15 protein-coding genes and 2 tRNA genes are annotated in these 16,707 nt (G+C 59.1%); 1 reads left to right on the top strand and 16 read right to left on the bottom strand.

The annotated features are described in order from the left end of the window. Nucleotides 1-13: 13 nt before the first annotated feature. The 10 genes from nusA to rlmE form a co-directional block, all read right to left on the bottom strand. Nucleotides 14-1,495, bottom strand: a complete 1,482-nt coding sequence (gene nusA / locus IMW75_RS18385) for a transcription termination factor NusA (RefSeq protein ID WP_045060041.1) — start codon at nt 1,493-1,495, stop codon at nt 14-16. A gap of 47 nt (nt 1,496-1,542) precedes the next feature. Continuing rightward, a complete protein-coding gene (gene rimP, locus IMW75_RS18380) occupies nt 1,543-2,001 on the bottom strand; it encodes a ribosome maturation factor RimP (RefSeq protein ID WP_010463487.1) in 459 nt (152 codons plus the stop codon). 138 nt (nt 2,002-2,139) lie between these two features. Beyond that, nucleotides 2,140-2,216: transfer RNA gene (locus IMW75_RS18375), tRNA-Met, on the bottom strand. 96 nt (nt 2,217-2,312) lie between these two features. Continuing rightward, nucleotides 2,313-2,398, bottom strand: a tRNA-Leu gene (locus IMW75_RS18370). Between the two features lie 22 nt (nt 2,399-2,420). Next, the gene (secG, locus tag IMW75_RS18365; protein ID WP_017336473.1) at nt 2,421-2,804 is read right to left on the bottom strand and encodes a preprotein translocase subunit SecG; all 384 of its coding nucleotides are present in this window, start codon (nt 2,802-2,804) and stop codon (nt 2,421-2,423) included. 4 nt (nt 2,805-2,808) lie between these two features. Further along, the gene (gene tpiA, locus IMW75_RS18360; protein WP_205893408.1) at nt 2,809-3,564 is read right to left on the bottom strand and encodes a triose-phosphate isomerase; all 756 of its coding nucleotides are present in this window, start codon (nt 3,562-3,564) and stop codon (nt 2,809-2,811) included. A 66-nt stretch (nt 3,565-3,630) separates the two neighbouring features. Further along, the gene (gene glmM / locus IMW75_RS18355) at nt 3,631-4,968 is read right to left on the bottom strand and encodes a phosphoglucosamine mutase (RefSeq protein WP_045060043.1); all 1,338 of its coding nucleotides are present in this window, start codon (nt 4,966-4,968) and stop codon (nt 3,631-3,633) included. Nucleotides 4,969-4,985: 17 nt separating this feature from the next. Further along, nucleotides 4,986-5,837, bottom strand: a complete 852-nt coding sequence (gene folP / locus IMW75_RS18350; protein WP_045060044.1) for a dihydropteroate synthase — start codon at nt 5,835-5,837, stop codon at nt 4,986-4,988. Nucleotides 5,838-5,845: 8 nt separating this feature from the next. Continuing rightward, nucleotides 5,846-7,756, bottom strand: a complete 1,911-nt coding sequence (ftsH, locus tag IMW75_RS18345; RefSeq protein WP_045060045.1) for an ATP-dependent zinc metalloprotease FtsH — start codon at nt 7,754-7,756, stop codon at nt 5,846-5,848. 197 nt (nt 7,757-7,953) lie between these two features. Continuing rightward, a complete protein-coding gene (gene rlmE / locus IMW75_RS18340; RefSeq protein ID WP_205893407.1) occupies nt 7,954-8,583 on the bottom strand; it encodes a 23S rRNA (uridine(2552)-2'-O)-methyltransferase RlmE in 630 nt (209 codons plus the stop codon). A gap of 101 nt (nt 8,584-8,684) precedes the next feature. Here rlmE and IMW75_RS18335 point away from each other — a divergent pair, with 101 nt between their 5' ends. Next, the gene (locus tag IMW75_RS18335; protein WP_045060047.1) at nt 8,685-8,993 is read left to right on the top strand and encodes a YhbY family RNA-binding protein; all 309 of its coding nucleotides are present in this window, start codon (nt 8,685-8,687) and stop codon (nt 8,991-8,993) included. A gap of 9 nt (nt 8,994-9,002) precedes the next feature. Here IMW75_RS18335 and IMW75_RS18330 read toward each other — a convergent pair whose 3' ends face one another. From IMW75_RS18330 to dnaJ, 6 genes are all read right to left on the bottom strand, one after another. Beyond that, the gene (locus tag IMW75_RS18330; protein WP_045060048.1) at nt 9,003-9,407 is read right to left on the bottom strand and encodes a hypothetical protein; all 405 of its coding nucleotides are present in this window, start codon (nt 9,405-9,407) and stop codon (nt 9,003-9,005) included. Between the two features lie 31 nt (nt 9,408-9,438). Continuing rightward, complete coding sequence (gene greA / locus IMW75_RS18325; protein WP_008029775.1) at nt 9,439-9,915, bottom strand: transcription elongation factor GreA; 477 nt, start codon at nt 9,913-9,915, stop codon at nt 9,439-9,441. Beyond that, complete coding sequence (gene carB / locus IMW75_RS18320) at nt 9,912-13,133, bottom strand: carbamoyl-phosphate synthase large subunit (protein WP_045060049.1); 3,222 nt, start codon at nt 13,131-13,133, stop codon at nt 9,912-9,914. The genes greA and carB overlap by 4 nt, the downstream gene beginning before the upstream one ends. 116 nt (nt 13,134-13,249) lie before the next feature. Continuing rightward, nucleotides 13,250-14,386, bottom strand: coding sequence for a glutamine-hydrolyzing carbamoyl-phosphate synthase small subunit (carA, locus tag IMW75_RS18315; RefSeq protein WP_045060050.1), 1,137 nt, complete (start codon nt 14,384-14,386; stop codon nt 13,250-13,252). A gap of 258 nt (nt 14,387-14,644) precedes the next feature. Continuing rightward, nucleotides 14,645-15,448 (bottom strand): 4-hydroxy-tetrahydrodipicolinate reductase, encoded by an 804-nt coding sequence (gene dapB, locus IMW75_RS18310; RefSeq protein ID WP_045060051.1) that lies wholly within the window; start codon nt 15,446-15,448, stop codon nt 14,645-14,647. A 10-nt stretch (nt 15,449-15,458) separates the two neighbouring features. Continuing rightward, nucleotides 15,459-16,583 carry a molecular chaperone DnaJ gene (gene dnaJ / locus IMW75_RS18305; protein WP_205893406.1) on the bottom strand — a complete coding sequence of 375 codons (1,125 nt, stop codon included), beginning with the start codon at nt 16,581-16,583 and terminating at the stop codon, nt 15,459-15,461. Between the last annotated feature and the right edge of the window lie 124 nt (nt 16,584-16,707).

Below are 16,707 nucleotides of genomic sequence, written 5' to 3'. Positions count from 1 at the left end.
AGGCCGCGCCTAATTACTCGAACCAATGGGCTCGGGCGGCCATGATCAACTTGCCGGCACGATCATCGTCAATGCCGTCGATGTCGAGCAGATCGTCAATAGACTGCTCGGCCAGGTCTTCGCGGGTAATTACGCCGCGCACCGCCAGTTCCATCGCCAAATCCTTGTCCATACCCTCAAGCGAGAGCAGGTCTTCGGCCGGATGGGCGTCTGCCAGCTTTTCCTCAGTAGCGATGGCTTTGGTCAACAAACGATCCTTGGCACGAGCGCGAAGCTCGTTGACGGTTTCTTCGTCAAAGCCATCGATGTTGAGCATTTCCTCCACCGGTACGTAGGCAATCTCTTCCAGGCTGGTGAAGCCTTCATCTACCAGCACCTGTGCCAGGTCTTCGTCGACTTCCAGCTCGTCGATGAAGTTGCGCAGGATGTCGCCGGTTTCTGCTTGCTGCTTAGCCTGGATGTCCGATTCGGTCATCACGTTCAGGGTCCAGCCAGTCAACTGGCTGGCCAGACGCACGTTCTGACCTCCGCGACCGATGGCCTGAGCCAGATTGTCTGCGCCAACGGCGATGTCCATTGCATGGGCATCTTCGTCAACGATAATTGCCGCAACCTCAGCCGGGGACATGGCGTTGATCACGAACTGAGCCGGGTTGTCGTCCCACAGGACGATATCCACACGCTCGCCGCCCAACTCGCCCGACACTGCCTGGACGCGCGAACCGCGCATACCAATGCAAGCGCCCTGCGGGTCGATGCGTTTGTCCTTGGAACGGACCGCGATCTTGGCACGCGAACCCGGGTCACGGGATGCAGCCATTACTTCGATCAGGCCTTCAGCGATTTCCGGCACTTCGATGCGGAACAACTCGATCAGCATTTCCGGCGCGGTACGCGACAGGATCAACTGCGGGCCGCGGTTCTCGGTGCGGATTTCCTTGAGCAGCGCACGCAAGCGCACGCCAACCCGGAAAGTTTCGCGGGAGATGATGTCTTCACGAGCCAGCAACGCTTCTGCGTTGTTGCCCAGGTCGACGATCACGTTGTCGCGGGTCACTTTCTTCACGGTGCCGGAGATGATTTCTCCCAGGCGCTCGCGATAAGCATCAACGACTTGAGCGCGCTCGGCTTCGCGAACTTTTTGCACAATGACCTGCTTGGCGGTCTGTGCAGCGATACGGCCGAACTCGATGGACTCGATCTTTTCTTCGACTACGTCACCGACCTGAGCACCAGGATGCGTTTCAGCAACCTTGCTTGGCCAGGTTTCGATAGCCGGATCGTCCAGGTCCGCTTCTTCGACTACCGTCCAGCGACGGAAAGTCTCATAGGCACCGGTGTGGCGATTGATTTCCACACGCAGATCGACTTCGTCCTCGAAACGCTTCTTGGTAGCAGTGGCCAGAGCCAGCTCCAGCGCTTCAAAAATTACGTTTGCCGGTACGCCCTTTTCATTGGATACCGACTCAACAACCAGCAGTACTTCTTTGCTCATCGTACGCCTCGCCTTTCGCAAGCCATTGGATCCGCGGGATCCGCGTCTCAGTCAAAACTGGGAATAATGTTGGCCTTGTCGATCATATCGATCGGCAACAGGAACTCATGGTCTTCTACCTGCACCACGACGTCCTGCTCTTCTACACCGCGCAGAAGGCCCTGAAAGTTGCGTCGTCCTTCAAAAGGCGAGCGCAGCTTGATCTTCACTTGTTCACCGGCAAATTTTGCAAACTGCTCAATAGTGAACAGCGGGCGTTCCATGCCAGGCGAGGAAACTTCGAGGGTGTATTCAACGGCGATTGGATCTTCAACGTCCAGGACACCACTGATCTGACGGCTGACAATGGCGCAGTCGTCCACCAGCACACCGCCCTCTTTATCAATATAAACGCGCAACATTGAGTGGCGACCTTGAGCCGAAAACTCAATACCCCAGCATTCATAGCCTAGGGCCACGACCACCGGGGCCAGCAAGGCCTGCAACTCTTCTAGCTTGCTCGACACCTGAACCCCCTCGTGCATGTATGTGCATGCTGTGCAAAATAAAAAAATGGGCGAAACGCCCATCCTTGAAACGCCGTCGAACAGCGGCGTTGAAAGTGTCCAGCTAACAAAAAGCCCCTTAAAAGGGGCTCTTTAAACTGGTTGCGGGGGCCGGATTTGAACCGACGACCTTCGGGTTATGAGCCCGACGAGCTACCAGACTGCTCCACCCCGCGACAAAGCTGGGGCGGAAGTATACGACCGATCCCTTCCAGGGTCAATGTAACCTTCCACCTACAAGAAAGCCCGCAACAGCGGGCTCTCCTGATAATTGGTACCGAGAAGGGGACTCGAACCCCTACACCCTATGGGCACAACCACCTCAAGGTTGCGTGTCTACCAATTCCACCACCTCGGCAATACTACGTTTGAAACCCTTCTTACTTCTGCTCTTGAGCTGGAGGCACGTCAGTCGCTGGAGTAGCCGACTTTTGCTCTTGAAGCACCGGAACATCATCAGAAGCCGGTTGTTGCTTTGGCACTTCCAACACTGCTGGATTTGGCAAACCTACTTGAGTCAGCTGGTGAGCTTTCTCTTTAGCAAAGTAACCTAACCCTAAGCTGGTTATGAAGAAACCTGCGGCAAGTATAGCAGTAAACTTACTAAGAAAGGTAGAGGAACCTTGGCTTCCGAACACAGTATTTGAAGCACCTGCTCCGAAAGACGCACCAGCATCCGCACCTTTACCCTGCTGAAGCAAAACCAGAGCAACTACGCCCAATGCACCCAGCAGATGAAAAACGACTACGACTGTTTCCAGCATTTTTTCAGTTTCCCGCGGCGCGAATGATCGCACCGAACTCATCTGCATTCAGGGAAGCTCCACCAATGAGCCCCCCATCGATATCCGGCATGCCGAACAGTTCGACCGCATTGGCCGCCTTCACGCTGCCGCCGTATAGAAGCCGCACACCTTGTGCGACCTCAGAATTTTCTGCCGCCAACTGAGCGCGGATGGCTGCATGCACATCCTGCGCCTGTTGCGGCGAAGCCGTTAGCCCTGTGCCAATGGCCCAGACCGGCTCGTAAGCAATGACTGCCTGGGCAAAGACACCAACACCCAGATCCTCGATGATGCAGCCCAGCTGACGCCCGACCACTTCAAGAGTTTTTCCGGCTTCGCGCTGCTCGAGGGTTTCCCCTACACACAACACCGGAATCAAGCCACATGCCTGTGCCGCTGCAAACTTGCGGATCAGTGTTCCGTCCTGCTCACCCATGATCTGGCGGCGCTCGGAGTGTCCAACAAGAACCAGGGTACAACCTGCATCCACCAACTGACTCGGCGCAATCTCACCGGTCAACGCACCTTGCTGGGCTTGCACCGCAGCATTCTGCGCACCGACCTGGATCGGCAGGCCTTTCAAGCCATCAATCACTTGATTGATATGCAGGCAAGGCGGGAATACCGCTACATCAACACCGCTTGGCAAGGCCAGTTGACCCAGGCCGTTGATCAGCTCAGCGACGCTGGCGCGGGTACCGTGCATCTTCCAGTTACCAGCTACCATAGGGCGACGCATGCTGTACCTCGTCGGTCAAAGTGGGCGCAGATGTTACCCAACACAATCAAGGCTGGCAAGCCGAATTCAGGCAGAAACTTCAGTAACCAGCTTTGCCAGCTCTTCGGCGTAGCCGCGAACCTGTGTTTCGTCCTCGCCTTCGACCATGACACGCACCAGCGGCTCGGTACCGGACTTGCGCAACAGCACGCGTCCACGACCCGCCATGGCGTCAGTAACGCGCTGGCTGGCCTCCTTGACTGCCGGATGTTCAAGCGGGTTGGCGCCGCCGCCAAAACGCACATTGATCAGCACCTGAGGGCACTTGCGCAGCGCCTGGCGCGCCTGGGCGAGGCCTTCGGCGCGAGTCTTGAGCGCCATCAGCACTTGCAGCGCCGCAATGATCGCATCGCCCGTAGTGGTGTGGCTGAAGCACACGATATGCCCGGAGTTTTCGCCACCCACCAACCAGTTGCGCTCGAGCAGGTCAGCAATCACATACCGGTCGCCGACATTGGCGCGCACAAAAGGAATCGACAGCTCAGCCAGTGCCAGTTCCAGCCCCAGGTTACTCATCAGGGTACCGACCACGCCGCCCTGCAGCTTGTCGCGCTCATGCAGGTCGCGGGCAATGATGTAGAGCAACTCGTCGCCATCAACGATGGCCCCGGTGTGATCGACCATCAACACCCGGTCGCCATCGCCATCAAAGGCGATACCCAGGTCCGCATGCTCGGCCAGTACGGCAGCCTGCAACTGGCCCATGTGGGTCGAACCGCAATTGTCATTGATGTTCAGGCCGTTGGGCTGGGCGGAGAGCACTACGACTTCAGCCCCCAGTTCACGGAATACGCTCGGCGCCACCTTGTAGGTGGCACCGTGGGCGCAGTCGAGCACGATCTTCAAGCCAGTAAAGCTGGTGCCGGTCGGGACGCTGCTCTTGCAGAACTCAATGTAACGACCCGAGGCATCGTTGATGCGCGAAACCTTGCCGATCTTGCTCGATTCAACCACGGTCATCGGGGTGTCGAGCAGCTCTTCAATCATCAGTTCGACTTCATCCGGCAGCTTGGTGCCCTTGCCGGAGAAGAACTTGATGCCGTTGTCGTCGTGGGGATTGTGCGAGGCACTGATCACGATCCCGGCTTGCGCATGGAACGTACGGGTCAGATAGGCAATGGCAGGCGTCGGCATCGGCCCCAGCAGCATCACATCGGCACCGGCCGACGTCAGGCCAGCTTCCAGCGCCGACTCAAACATGTATCCGGAAATGCGCGTGTCCTTGCCCACCAGTACCTTGCATGCACCCATCTTGCGAAAGGCCATGCCTGCCGCCCAGCCGAGCTTGAGCATGAAGTCAGGGGTAATAGGGTATTCGCCGACACGACCGCGAATGCCGTCGGTACCAAAATATTTCTTAGTCATAAGTTGCTCCATCACTCTTATTCGGCTGTTTCAACTGCGGTAATCATCCGCACTACATCAACTGTTTCGGCTACATCATGGACGCGCAATATACGCGCTCCCTTGGCGCACGCCAGTGCCGCCAGTGCCAGGCCGCCATACAGGCGCTCCCCGACCGGGCGATTCAACGCATGACCAATCATGCTCTTGCGCGAAACCCCGACCAGCAGGGGGCGCCCCAGGGCATGCAAAGCTTCCATGTGCCTGAACAAGCTTAGATTGTGCTGCAGGGTTTTGGCGAAGCCGAAGCCCGGATCCAGGATGATCCGCTCGGCTGGAATTCCAGCCAGCGCACACTGGGCCATGCGCTCGGCGAGAAACTCACCGACTTCTTTGGTCACGTCCTGATAATGCGGATCATCCTGCATGTCGCCAGGCTCGCCCAGCATATGCATCAGGCACACGGGCAAGCCGGTGGCTGCCGCGGCATCCAGGGCACCCTCACGACGCAGGGAGCGCACATCATTGATCAACCCGGCCCCCAGCCGCGCGGCTTCGCGCATGACTGCCGGGGTGGAGGTATCCACCGAGATGATCACATCGAGTTCGCGGCTGATGCGCTCGACGATAGGCGCTACGCGCTCGATCTCCTCCAGCGGAGAAACCGCCCTGGCACCCGGCCGGGTCGACTCACCGCCGACATCGATCAGGGTCGCGCCGGCGGCCACCATCGCTTCGGCATGGCGCAAGGCCGCATCGAGCTGGCTGTATCGGCCACCATCGGAGAAAGAGTCGGGAGTTACATTGAGAATGCCCATGACATGCGTATGGGCCAAATCAAGAACCCGGTTGCCGCAAGGCAACCGGGTTGAGGACTGAACAGAAGTCATTTCAAACCTTAAACGTCAGCAGCAGGACCGCCGATCGGTGTTTCCGGACGCGGATCCTGTACTGCCGGAGGAGTACCGGAAGTCCCTGTACCACCCGACCAGTCGCGAGGTTCGCGAGGAGTACGACCCGCCATGATGTCGTCGATCTGCTCAGCATCGATCGTCTCGTACTTCATCAGCGCATCGGCCATCGCATCAAGCTTGTCGCGGTTGTCCGTGAGGATCTGCTTGGCGGTGCCGTAGCACTGGTCAATGATGCTGCGCACTTCGGAGTCGATCAGCTTGGCTGTCTCACCGGAGAAGCTTGCACTCTGACCACCGCCGCCACGACCGAGGAATACTTCGCCCTCGTCTTCGGCGTACATCAACGGACCGAGTTTTTCCGACAGGCCCCACTTGGTCACCATGTTCCGCGCAATCTGGCTGGCACGCATGATGTCGTTGGAAGCGCCGGTGGTGACACCGTCGAAGCCCAGGGTCATCTCTTCAGCGATACGGCCACCGTAGAGCGAGCAGATCTGGCTGATCAGCGCACGCTTGGACAGGCTGTAGCGATCTTCTTCCGGCAGGAACATGGTCACACCCAGCGCACGACCGCGCGGGATGATGGAGACCTTGTAGACCGGATCATGCTCAGGCACTACGCGACCCACAATGGCGTGGCCGGCTTCGTGATAAGCGGTGTTCTGCTTCTCTTTTTCCGACATGACCATGGATTTGCGCTCGGCGCCCATCATGATCTTGTCCTTGGCCAGCTCGAATTCTTTCATTTCGACGACGCGCTTGCCGGTACGGGCAGCGAACAGCGACGCTTCGTTCACCAGGTTGGCCAGGTCGGCACCGGAGAAACCCGGGGTACCACGGGCAATCACCGCAGGAGCGACATCGTCACCCATTGGCACTTTGCGCATGTGCACCTTGAGAATCTGCTCGCGACCACGGATATCCGGCAGACCGACCACAACCTGACGGTCGAAACGGCCCGGACGCAGCAACGCAGGGTCCAGTACGTCCGGACGGTTGGTCGCGGCGATGACGATGATGCCGTCATTCATTTCGAAGCCGTCCATCTCTACCAGCAACTGGTTGAGAGTCTGTTCGCGCTCGTCGTGACCGCCACCCATGCCGGCGCCACGGTGGCGACCGACGGCGTCGATTTCATCGATGAAGATGATGCAAGGCGCGTGCTTTTTGGCCTGCTCGAACATGTCACGAACACGGCTCGCACCCACGCCGACGAACATCTCGACGAAGTCGGAACCGGAAATAGTGAAGAACGGCACCTTGGCTTCGCCGGCAATCGCCTTGGCCAGCAAGGTTTTACCGGTACCCGGAGGACCGACCATCAGGACGCCGCGAGGAATGCGACCGCCCAGGCGCTGGAACTTGCCCGGATCGCGGAGGAATTCGACGAGCTCGCCAACTTCTTCCTTGGCTTCGTCGCAACCGGCAACGTCAGCCAATGTGGTCTTGACCTGATCTTCGGAGAGCAGGCGTGCCTTGCTCTTGCCAAAGCTCATCGGCCCACCCTTGCCCCCTGCACCGCCCTGCATCTGGCGCATGAAGAACATGAACACGGCGATGATCACCAGGATCGGGAAGCTGGCCACCAGGAGTTGAGTCCAGATGCTTTGCTGCTCAGGCTGCTTGCCCTCGACAACGACGTGGTTATCCACGAGGTCACCGATCAGACCATTGTCCTGGATTGCCGGACGGATGGTCTTGAAGCTGTCGCCATCGCTGCGCTTGCCGGTGATGACATAACCATCAACGGCTACGCGCTCGACCTTGCCATCCTTGACCTGCTGGATGAAGTCGGAATAGTTGAGGGTCTGCGGCTCGTTAGGGCTGGAGAAGTTGTTCATCACCGTCACCAGGACTGCCGCGATGATCAACCACAGGATCAGATTCTTTGCCATATCGTTCAATTAACTACCCTCTGAAGCAAGCTCCGCTAATGGCGCGCGCTTCGCATGATATTCACCGGCCTAACTTACTACATTACGAACGGCGGTGGCAGGCGCCGTCTGTAACCCTTTGTGAAACACTTTCTACACAATATTCGCTATTGCCCGCGGGGCGAAATACGAAAATCCTATCGACCCGCTAAAAAACCTTACTCGGCAGGACGGCGATAGCCCCAAGCCAGCATGTATTGCTCGCGGGAACTGCCACGGGAAGAGTCCGGCTTGATCATCTGGACCTTGTCGAATTTCTGACGAGCGTCCTTCACGTAAGCATCAAACCCTTCGCCCTGAAACACCTTGATCACGAAATTACCACCCGGCTTGAGTATCCGGGCCGCCAGATCAAGCGCCAGTTCACATAGAAACATGGCTTTTGGCATGTCTACTTCAGGCGTACCACTCATATTGGGGGCCATATCGGAAATCACAAGGTCCACCTGCGAATTACCCACGGCTTCAAGGATCTGGGCGAGCACTTCGTCCTGGGTGAAGTCACCCTGGATGAAAGTCACGTCCGGAATACTGTCCATTTCCAGAATGTCCGAAGCGATCAGACGCCCCTGACCGCCGATCAGCCGACTGGTGACCTGCGACCAGCCGCCGGGCGCCGCACCCAGGTCGACAACGCTCATACCCGGACGGATCAACCTGTATTTCTCCTGGACTTCCAGAAGCTTGTAGCTCGCACGCGAGCGGTAACCATCCTTCTGCGCCTGCTTCACATAGGGATCATTGACATGTCTTTTCAGCCAGCCAAGGCTTGTCTTGGAACGCGCCATTGGGCACCTCGATGATAAGGGTCGTGATTAATTGGGCGGATCCACGAGCCCTCGGGTAAAATGGCCGCCATTTTACAGAATCCAGACGAAAGGGTCAGATTATGCCGCTCACTCAAGAGCAGAAGAAACAGTACAAATCCATCGGCCACCATCTGAAACCGGTTTTGATCGTGGCGGACAACGGTTTGACTGAAGGTGTGTTAGCCGAACTTGAACGCGCTTTGGCGGATCACGAGCTGATCAAGATCAAGCTCAACATCCTCGATCGCGAATCGCGCCTGGCGTCCATTGCAGAGCTGTGCAAGGTCGGTAAAGCGGACCTGGTCCAGGTCATTGGCAAGATGGCACTGATTCACCGCAAGAACTTCAGCGTCAACAAGCAGCTGTCGAACGTCCATCGCTTCAAGTGATGACAAGGGTCAAGGGTGTGCTTCGCGCACCCTGCCACTCCATCCAGGTACCGGCTGCAACACCAGCACCAGCCCGGAAAACCCCAGGACCAGATAGCTGAAAACCTGCCAGCTCACGGCATCCGGCCATCCCAGGCGCACAGCGACAAACATCCCGCACGCATACAGCGCCATCAACAGCAGTTGCCCGCGAATATCGCGCCATAGACTGGCAAGGCCCTCGGCCTGAATCAGCACCAAAGCCTGAAAAATCACACACGCTGCGGCAAACCCCACCATCAGCGCATTCAGCATGCCTGCAATTTCGTCGATCAGCAGCGGTGCCAGGCCAATCCAGCCCAGCACCGGCAGCAGACCGATATGCAACAGCCACAGGCCGCCTACCCATAACATCTGGGTCAGCTGCCAGAGCATCGCGCCCGCACGAAGCGGGCGCCATGGCTTATCAGATGTGGCGAACTTCGACAATCTCATACTCGATAACGCCACCCGGCGTCTTCACGGCAACCACGTCACCCTCCTCCTTGGCGATCAAGGCGCGGGCCAGTGGTGAACCCACCGAAATCTTGCCGAGTTTGAAGTCAGCTTCGTCCTCACCCACGATGTGGTAAGTGACGCGCTCATCCGTCTCGACGTTGGCGATCTCAACGGTGGTGCCGAAAATCACTTTACCGGTATGAGGAATGGAAGTGACGTCGATGATGACCTGGTTCTGAATCCGGCCTTCGATGTCACGAATCCGCGCCTCGACCATCCCTTGCTGCTCGCGAGCAGCGTGGTACTCGGCGTTTTCCTTCAGGTCACCCAACTCGCGGGCCGTCCCGATGTCCTGGCTGAGCTTCGGACGGACGACCTTGGTCAGGTGAGCGTGTTCTTCTTCCAGGGCTTTGGCGCCCTGGACGGTCATTGGGTACTTGATCATGCCTTTAATCCTGCGTGTAGATCCTGCAAGCGGCGCACAGTCTTCTCGGGACCGAACTTCAACGCTTCGCAGATGGCTTCGCCAGCAGCAATGGTGGTGGTGCAGTAAATCTTGTGCTGCAGCGCATTACGACGAATGGAGTACGAGTCGGCGATCGACTGACGACCTTCGGTGGTGTTGATGATCAGGGTGACTTCGTCATTCTTGATCATGTCGACCACGTGCGGACGACCTTCGGTCACCTTGTTCACACGGCGCACTTTCAGGCCTGCGGCTTCGATCAGCTTGGCAGTACCGGCAGTGGCAACCACTTCGAAACCCAAGTTGATCAGATCACGGGCCACGCCTGCAACCAGTGGTTTGTCATCGTCGCGCACGCTGATGAACGCAGTACCGCCGGTCGGCAGCACTTCGCTGGCGCCCATCTGGGCCTTGGCGAATGCTTCGCCGAAGGTGTCGCCCACGCCCATCACTTCACCGGTGGACTTCATCTCAGGGCCCAGGATCGGGTCCACACCAGGGAATTTGGCGAATGGGAACACCGCCTCTTTCACGCTGTAGAAGTTAGGAATGATTTCCTTGGTGAAGCCGATTTCCTTCAGGGTTTTGCCGGCCATGACGCGAGCCGCGATCATTGCCAGGGAAACACCGATGCACTTGGACACGAAAGGTACGGTACGGGAAGCGCGCGGGTTGACTTCGATGACGTAGATGTCTTCGCCTTGCAGCGCCAACTGCACGTTCATCAGGCCGACAACGCCCAGCTCCAGGGCCATTTTCTTGACCTGTTCGCGCATCTCGTCCTGGATGTGCGCAGGCAGCGAGTAAGGCGGCAGGGAGCATGCGGAGTCACCGGAGTGAACGCCGGCCTGCTCGATGTGTTGCATGATCGCGCCGATCACCACGTCGGTGCCGTCGCAGACCGCATCTACGTCCATCTCGATGGCGCAGTTGAGGAAGTGGTCAAGCAGCACAGGGCTGTCGTTGGACACTTTCACCGCATCACGCAGGTAGCGCTTGAGCTCTTCTTCTTCGTAGACGATTTCCATCGCACGACCGCCCAACACGTAGGACGGACGAACCACCAGCGGGTAGCCGATCTTGCTGGCAGCGCGAATCGCTTCGTCTTCGCTGCGCACGGTGGCGTTTGGCGGCTGGCGCAGGTTCAGGCGCTCGACCATCTGCTGGAAGCGCTCACGGTCTTCGGCGCGGTCAATGGCGTCAGGGCTGGTGCCGATGATCGGCACGCCGGCTTCTTCCAGGGCTCGTGCCAGTTTCAGCGGGGTCTGACCGCCGTACTGGACGATCACGCCTTTTGGCTTCTCGACGCGGCAGATTTCCAGCACGTCTTCCAGGGTCACTGGCTCGAAGTACAGGCGATCGGAGGTGTCGTAGTCGGTGGAAACGGTTTCCGGGTTGCAGTTGACCATGATGGTCTCGTAACCGTCTTCGCGCAGGGCCAATGCCGCGTGCACGCAGCAGTAGTCGAACTCGATGCCCTGGCCGATACGGTTAGGACCGCCGCCGAGGATCATGATCTTGTCGCGGCCCGACGGTGCAGCTTCGCACTCTTCCTCGTAAGTCGAGTACATGTAGGCGGTGTCGGTGGCGAACTCGGCCGCGCAGGTGTCAACGCGCTTGTAGACCGGGAAGATCTCCAGCTTGTGGCGGTGACGACGCAGCGCCTTCTCGGTCACACCCAGCAGCTTGGCCAGACGCATGTCGGAGAAGCCTTTGCGCTTGAGCTTGAACATCAGGTCGCGGTCGATGCTGGCCAGACCCAGGGTCTTGACCTTCTCTTCTTCCTTGATCAGATCTTCGATCTGCACCAGGAACCACGGGTCGATCATGTTCATGCCGAAGATGTCTTCGACCGACAGGCCGGCGCGGAAGGCGTCAGCCACGTACCAGATACGCTCGGCACCCGGCACGGTCAGTTCGCGCTTGAGGATGCTCATGCTTTCCGGATTGCTCAGGTCGAGCTTCTCGTCCAGGCCGCAAACGCCCACTTCCAGGCCGCGCAACGCTTTCTGCAGGGATTCCTGGAAAGTCCGGCCGATGGCCATGACCTCACCCACCGACTTCATTTGCGTGGTCAGGCGCGCGTCGGCTTTCGGGAATTTCTCGAAGGCGAAGCGAGGCAGCTTGGTCACGACGTAGTCGATGGACGGCTCGAAGGACGCAGGCGTAGCACCGCCGGTGATTTCGTTCTGCAGTTCATCCAGGGTGTAGCCGATCGCCAGCTTGGCAGCGATGCGCGCAATCGGGAAACCGGTGGCTTTGGAGGCCAGTGCCGACGAACGGGATACCCGCGGGTTCATCTCGATGACCACCATGCGACCGGTGTCCGGGCAAATGCCGAACTGGACGTTGGAGCCGCCGGTTTCCACGCCGATCTCGCGCAGTACCGCCAGGGAGGCGTTACGCATGATCTGGTATTCCTTGTCCGTCAGGGTCTGTGCCGGCGCAACGGTGATCGAGTCACCGGTGTGCACGCCCATCGGGTCAAAGTTTTCAATGGAGCAGACGATGATGCAGTTGTCCTTCTTATCGCGGACAACCTCCATCTCGTATTCTTTCCAGCCGATCAGGGATTCGTCGATCAGCAGCTCTTTGGTTGGCGACAGGTCCAGACCACGGGCGCAGATTTCTTCGAACTCTTCACGGTTGTACGCGATACCGCCACCGGTGCCGCCCATGGTGAAGGACGGACGGATGATGCACGGGAAGCCAAGCTTCTCGAGCACTGCGTTGGCTTCTTCCATGCTGTGGGCGATACCCGAGCGCGGGCAGTCCAGGCCGATGGATTTCATCGCCTTGTCAAAGCGCGAGCGGTCTTCAGCCTTGTCGATGGTGTCGGCATTGGCGCCGATCATCTCTACGCCGAATTTTTCCAGGACGCCTTCGCGCTCCAGGTCCAGGGCGCAGTTCAGGGCGGTCTGGCCACCCATGGTTGGCAGCAGCGCGTCCGGACGCTCTTTCTCGATGATCTTGGCAACGGTCTGCCACTTGATCGGCTCGATGTAGGTGGCGTCGGCCATGTCCGGGTCGGTCATGATGGTCGCCGGGTTGGAGTTCACCAGGATGACGCGGTAGCCCTCCTCGCGCAGGGCTTTGCAGGCCTGGGCGCCGGAGTAGTCGAATTCGCAGGCCTGGCCGATCACGATCGGGCCAGCGCCGAGAATCAGGATGCTTTTTATGTCTGTACGTTTTGGCATGGGTTTGTCACTCAAATCCGCAGGTCAGTCGGCAAGCCGTCTTGTTCAATCTGTGAAGCCTTGAGGGGGCCGCCGATGGGGGCCGCCCTCAAGCTTTGCTGCATCAGGGCGAGCGATCAGCGTCGCTTGGCCATCTCGTTGATGAAGCGATCGAACAATGGCGCTACGTCGTTCGGGCCAGGGCTGGCTTCCGGGTGACCCTGGAAGCTGAAGGCGCTCTTGTCGGTACGCTCGATGCCTTGCAGGGTGCCGTCGAACAGCGATTTGTGGATCGCGCGCACGTTGGCCGGCAGGGTCGCTTCGTCCACCGCAAAACCGTGGTTCTGGCTGGTGATCATGACTACACCGCTGTCCAGGTCCTGCACCGGGTGGTTGGCACCGTGGTGGCCGTGGCCCATTTTCAGGGTCTTGGCGCCGGAGGCCAGGGCCAGCAGCTGGTGACCGAGGCAGATACCGAATACCGGGATCTCGGTTTCCAGTACGTCCTTGATCGCCTGGATCGCGTAGTCGCATGGCTCCGGATCACCCGGGCCGTTGGACAGGAACACGCCATCGGGCTTCATCGCCAGCACGTCGGCCGCTGGCGTCTGGGCCGGAACCACAGTGACGCGGCAACCGCGCTCGACCAGCATGCGCAGGATGTTCAGCTTTACGCCGTAGTCGTAGGCGACCACATGGTACGGCAGCTCAGAAGCGTCGATGGTCGCGTGGCTGTCGGTTTTCAGGTCCCAGACCGTCGAGCGCCACTCGTACTGCTCTTTGGTGCTGACGACTTTCGCCAGGTCCATGCCCTTGAGGCCAGGGAAACCCTGGGCGGCGGCAATGGCGGCTTCTTCGGAGATGTTGTCGCCGGCCATGATGCAGCCGTTCTGTGCACCTTTCTCACGCAGGATGCGGGTCAGGCGACGGGTATCGATACCGGCGATGGCCACGACGTTGTTGGCTTTCAGGTAATCGGACAGGGACATCGTGTTGCGCCAGTTGCTCGCAACCAGTGGCAAGTCACGGATGACCAGGCCAGCAGACCAGACGCGGTCAGACTCGGCGTCTTCCGGCGTGGTGCCAGTGTTGCCGATGTGCGGATAGGTCAGGGTAACGATCTGTTGGGCGTAGGAAGGATCGGTAAGGATTTCCTGATAGCCGGTCATGGCGGTATTGAACACCACCTCACCAACGGTTTGACCGTCGGCTCCAATTGCTTCGCCGCGAAAAATGCTGCCATCAGCAAGGGCGAGTATGGCTGGCTTAGTCAAGAAGACCTCCCGTAAATAAAGCCTGAAAGGGCGATCGCAGGTGTAAAAAAGCGGAGTGACGTATGGACACGTCACCCCGCTCATTCACTGAATTATTCTGCGCGCTTTTAGTGAACACACTAAAGCTGTAGCTTACAGAAAAAGGCCTTTTTGGTCTACCGCCAATGAGCCTTAAAGGCCGGAGAATGCGACAGGTCGTCGCTTGGCGGAGTAAAAACGGGCTCAAACGCTGCGCGCGAGCCCGATTTCGGGTGCATCTTAACGCAGGTCGAGCACGTCTTGCATGTCGTACAGACCAGGCTCACGCCCGTCCAGCCACAATGCGGCACGCACCGCACCCTTGGCGAAGGTCATGCGACTGGACGCCTTGTGGGTGATCTCGACGCGCTCACCGTCGGCGGCGAACAGCACCGTGTGATCGCCAACAATGTCGCCGGCACGCACGGTGGCAAAACCGATGGTCTCGCGCTCGCGAGCGCCGGTCTGACCCTCACGACCGTACACCGCAACCTTCTTCAGATCACGACCGAGGGCATCGGCAATCACCTCACCCATGCGCACGGCAGTGCCTGACGGCGCATCGACTTTATGCCGATGGTGAGCCTCGGTGATTTCGATATCGACATCATCACCCAGCACCCGCGCCGCCGTATCGAGCAGTTTCAGGCACAGGTTGACGCCGACGCTGAAGTTGGCAGCGAAGACAATTGGAATGTCCTTGCCCGCCTCGGCCAGCAGCTGCTTCTCTTCGACACTGAAACCCGTTGTGCCGATGATCATCGCCTTGCCGTGCTTGCGGCAGAAGGCGAGGTTCTTCAGGGTCACTGTCGGGTGAGTGAAGTCGATCAGCACGTCGAACTCGTCGGCCACCCGAGCCAGGTCACCAGACAGCGGAACACCAATGCGACCCAGCGCCGCCAGCTCACCGGCATCCGCACCGACCAGCGTGCTGTCGGGACGATCCACAGCCGCCGTCAGGCCGGCGCCCGGGGTTTGCTGCACGGCTTCAATCAGGGTTTTACCCATGCGCCCGGCGGCGCCCATCACTGCAATACGTCGCATGCCCTTCTCCTTACAAATCGCCGAAGAAGCGCTTCACGCCTTCGAACCAGCCGGTGGTTTTCGGCGAATGACTGTTATCGTCCGCCAGCGAGCTGCGGAACTCTTCCAGCAATTCGCGCTGACGACGACCCAGGTTTACCGGGGTTTCGACCGCCACCCGGCACATCAGGTCGCCGGCACCGCCACCGCGCACCGGCGCAACGCCTTTGCCACGGACCCGGAACTGCTTGCCGGTCTGGGTGCCCTCGGGGATCTTCAGCTTGACTCGACCATCCAGGGTCGGAATCTCCAGCTCGCCACCCAGCGCCGCATCGACGAAGCTGATCGGCACTTCACAGAACAGATGCTTGCCGTCGCGCTGGAAGATCGCGTGCTCGCGCACGTTGATCACCACATAGAGGTCGCCAGTCGGGCCGCCCTGGGCACCCGCCTCGCCTTCGCCGGACAGGCGGATGCGATCACCGGTATCGACACCGGCCGGCACTTTCACCGACAGGGTCTTGTACTCTTCGATACGACCGTCGCCCTGGCAGGAATCGCACGGGTCGGAAATGATCTTGCCCTGGCCATGGCAGCGCGGGCAGGTCTGCTGTACCGAGAAGAAGCCTTGCTGCATGCGAACCTGGCCGATGCCGCCGCAGGTCGGGCAGGTAACAGGCGCCGAGCCCTTCTTGGCACCCGAGCCATCGCACGGCTTGCAGTTGACCAATGTCGGAACGCGGATATTCACGGTAGTACCGCGCACCGCTTCTTCCAGGTTCAGCTCCAGCGTGTAGCGCAGGTCGCTGCCGCGCTGGGCGCCGCCACGAGCACCGCCGCGACCGCCACCGAAGAAATCGCTGAACACATCGCCAAAGATGTCGGAGAAATTCTGACCACCGAAACCTGGCCCACCGCCGCCCATGCTCGGGTCGACGCCGGCATGACCGTACTGGTCGTAAGCGGCGCGCTTGCTCGAATCGGACAGCACTTCGTAGGCCTCGTTGGCCTCCTTGAACATCTCTTCCGACGCTTTGTCATCGGGATTACGGTCCGGGTGATGCTTCATTGCCAGGCGGCGGTAGGCCTTCTTCAGGTCTGCTTCGCTTGAGCCACGCTCAACACCCAACACTTCGTAATAGTCACGCTTTGCCATAAGTCTTTGCACTCTTGAGGACGTCCGGCAAACCTCTCCTGAGCCTTGCCAAACTCGTTGAGCCCCAATACAGGCCCGGACCCAACTCACGTCAATTCAACGATCCTGGTCTTTGATTCATTGC

Origin of the sequence: Pseudomonas gregormendelii (assembly GCF_017114825.1) — a bacterium.
Classification (GTDB): domain Bacteria; phylum Pseudomonadota; class Gammaproteobacteria; order Pseudomonadales; family Pseudomonadaceae; genus Aquipseudomonas; species Aquipseudomonas gregormendelii.
Note: the sequence above shows the minus strand (reverse complement) of the source record. Positions and strands in the feature narration are given on the sequence as shown.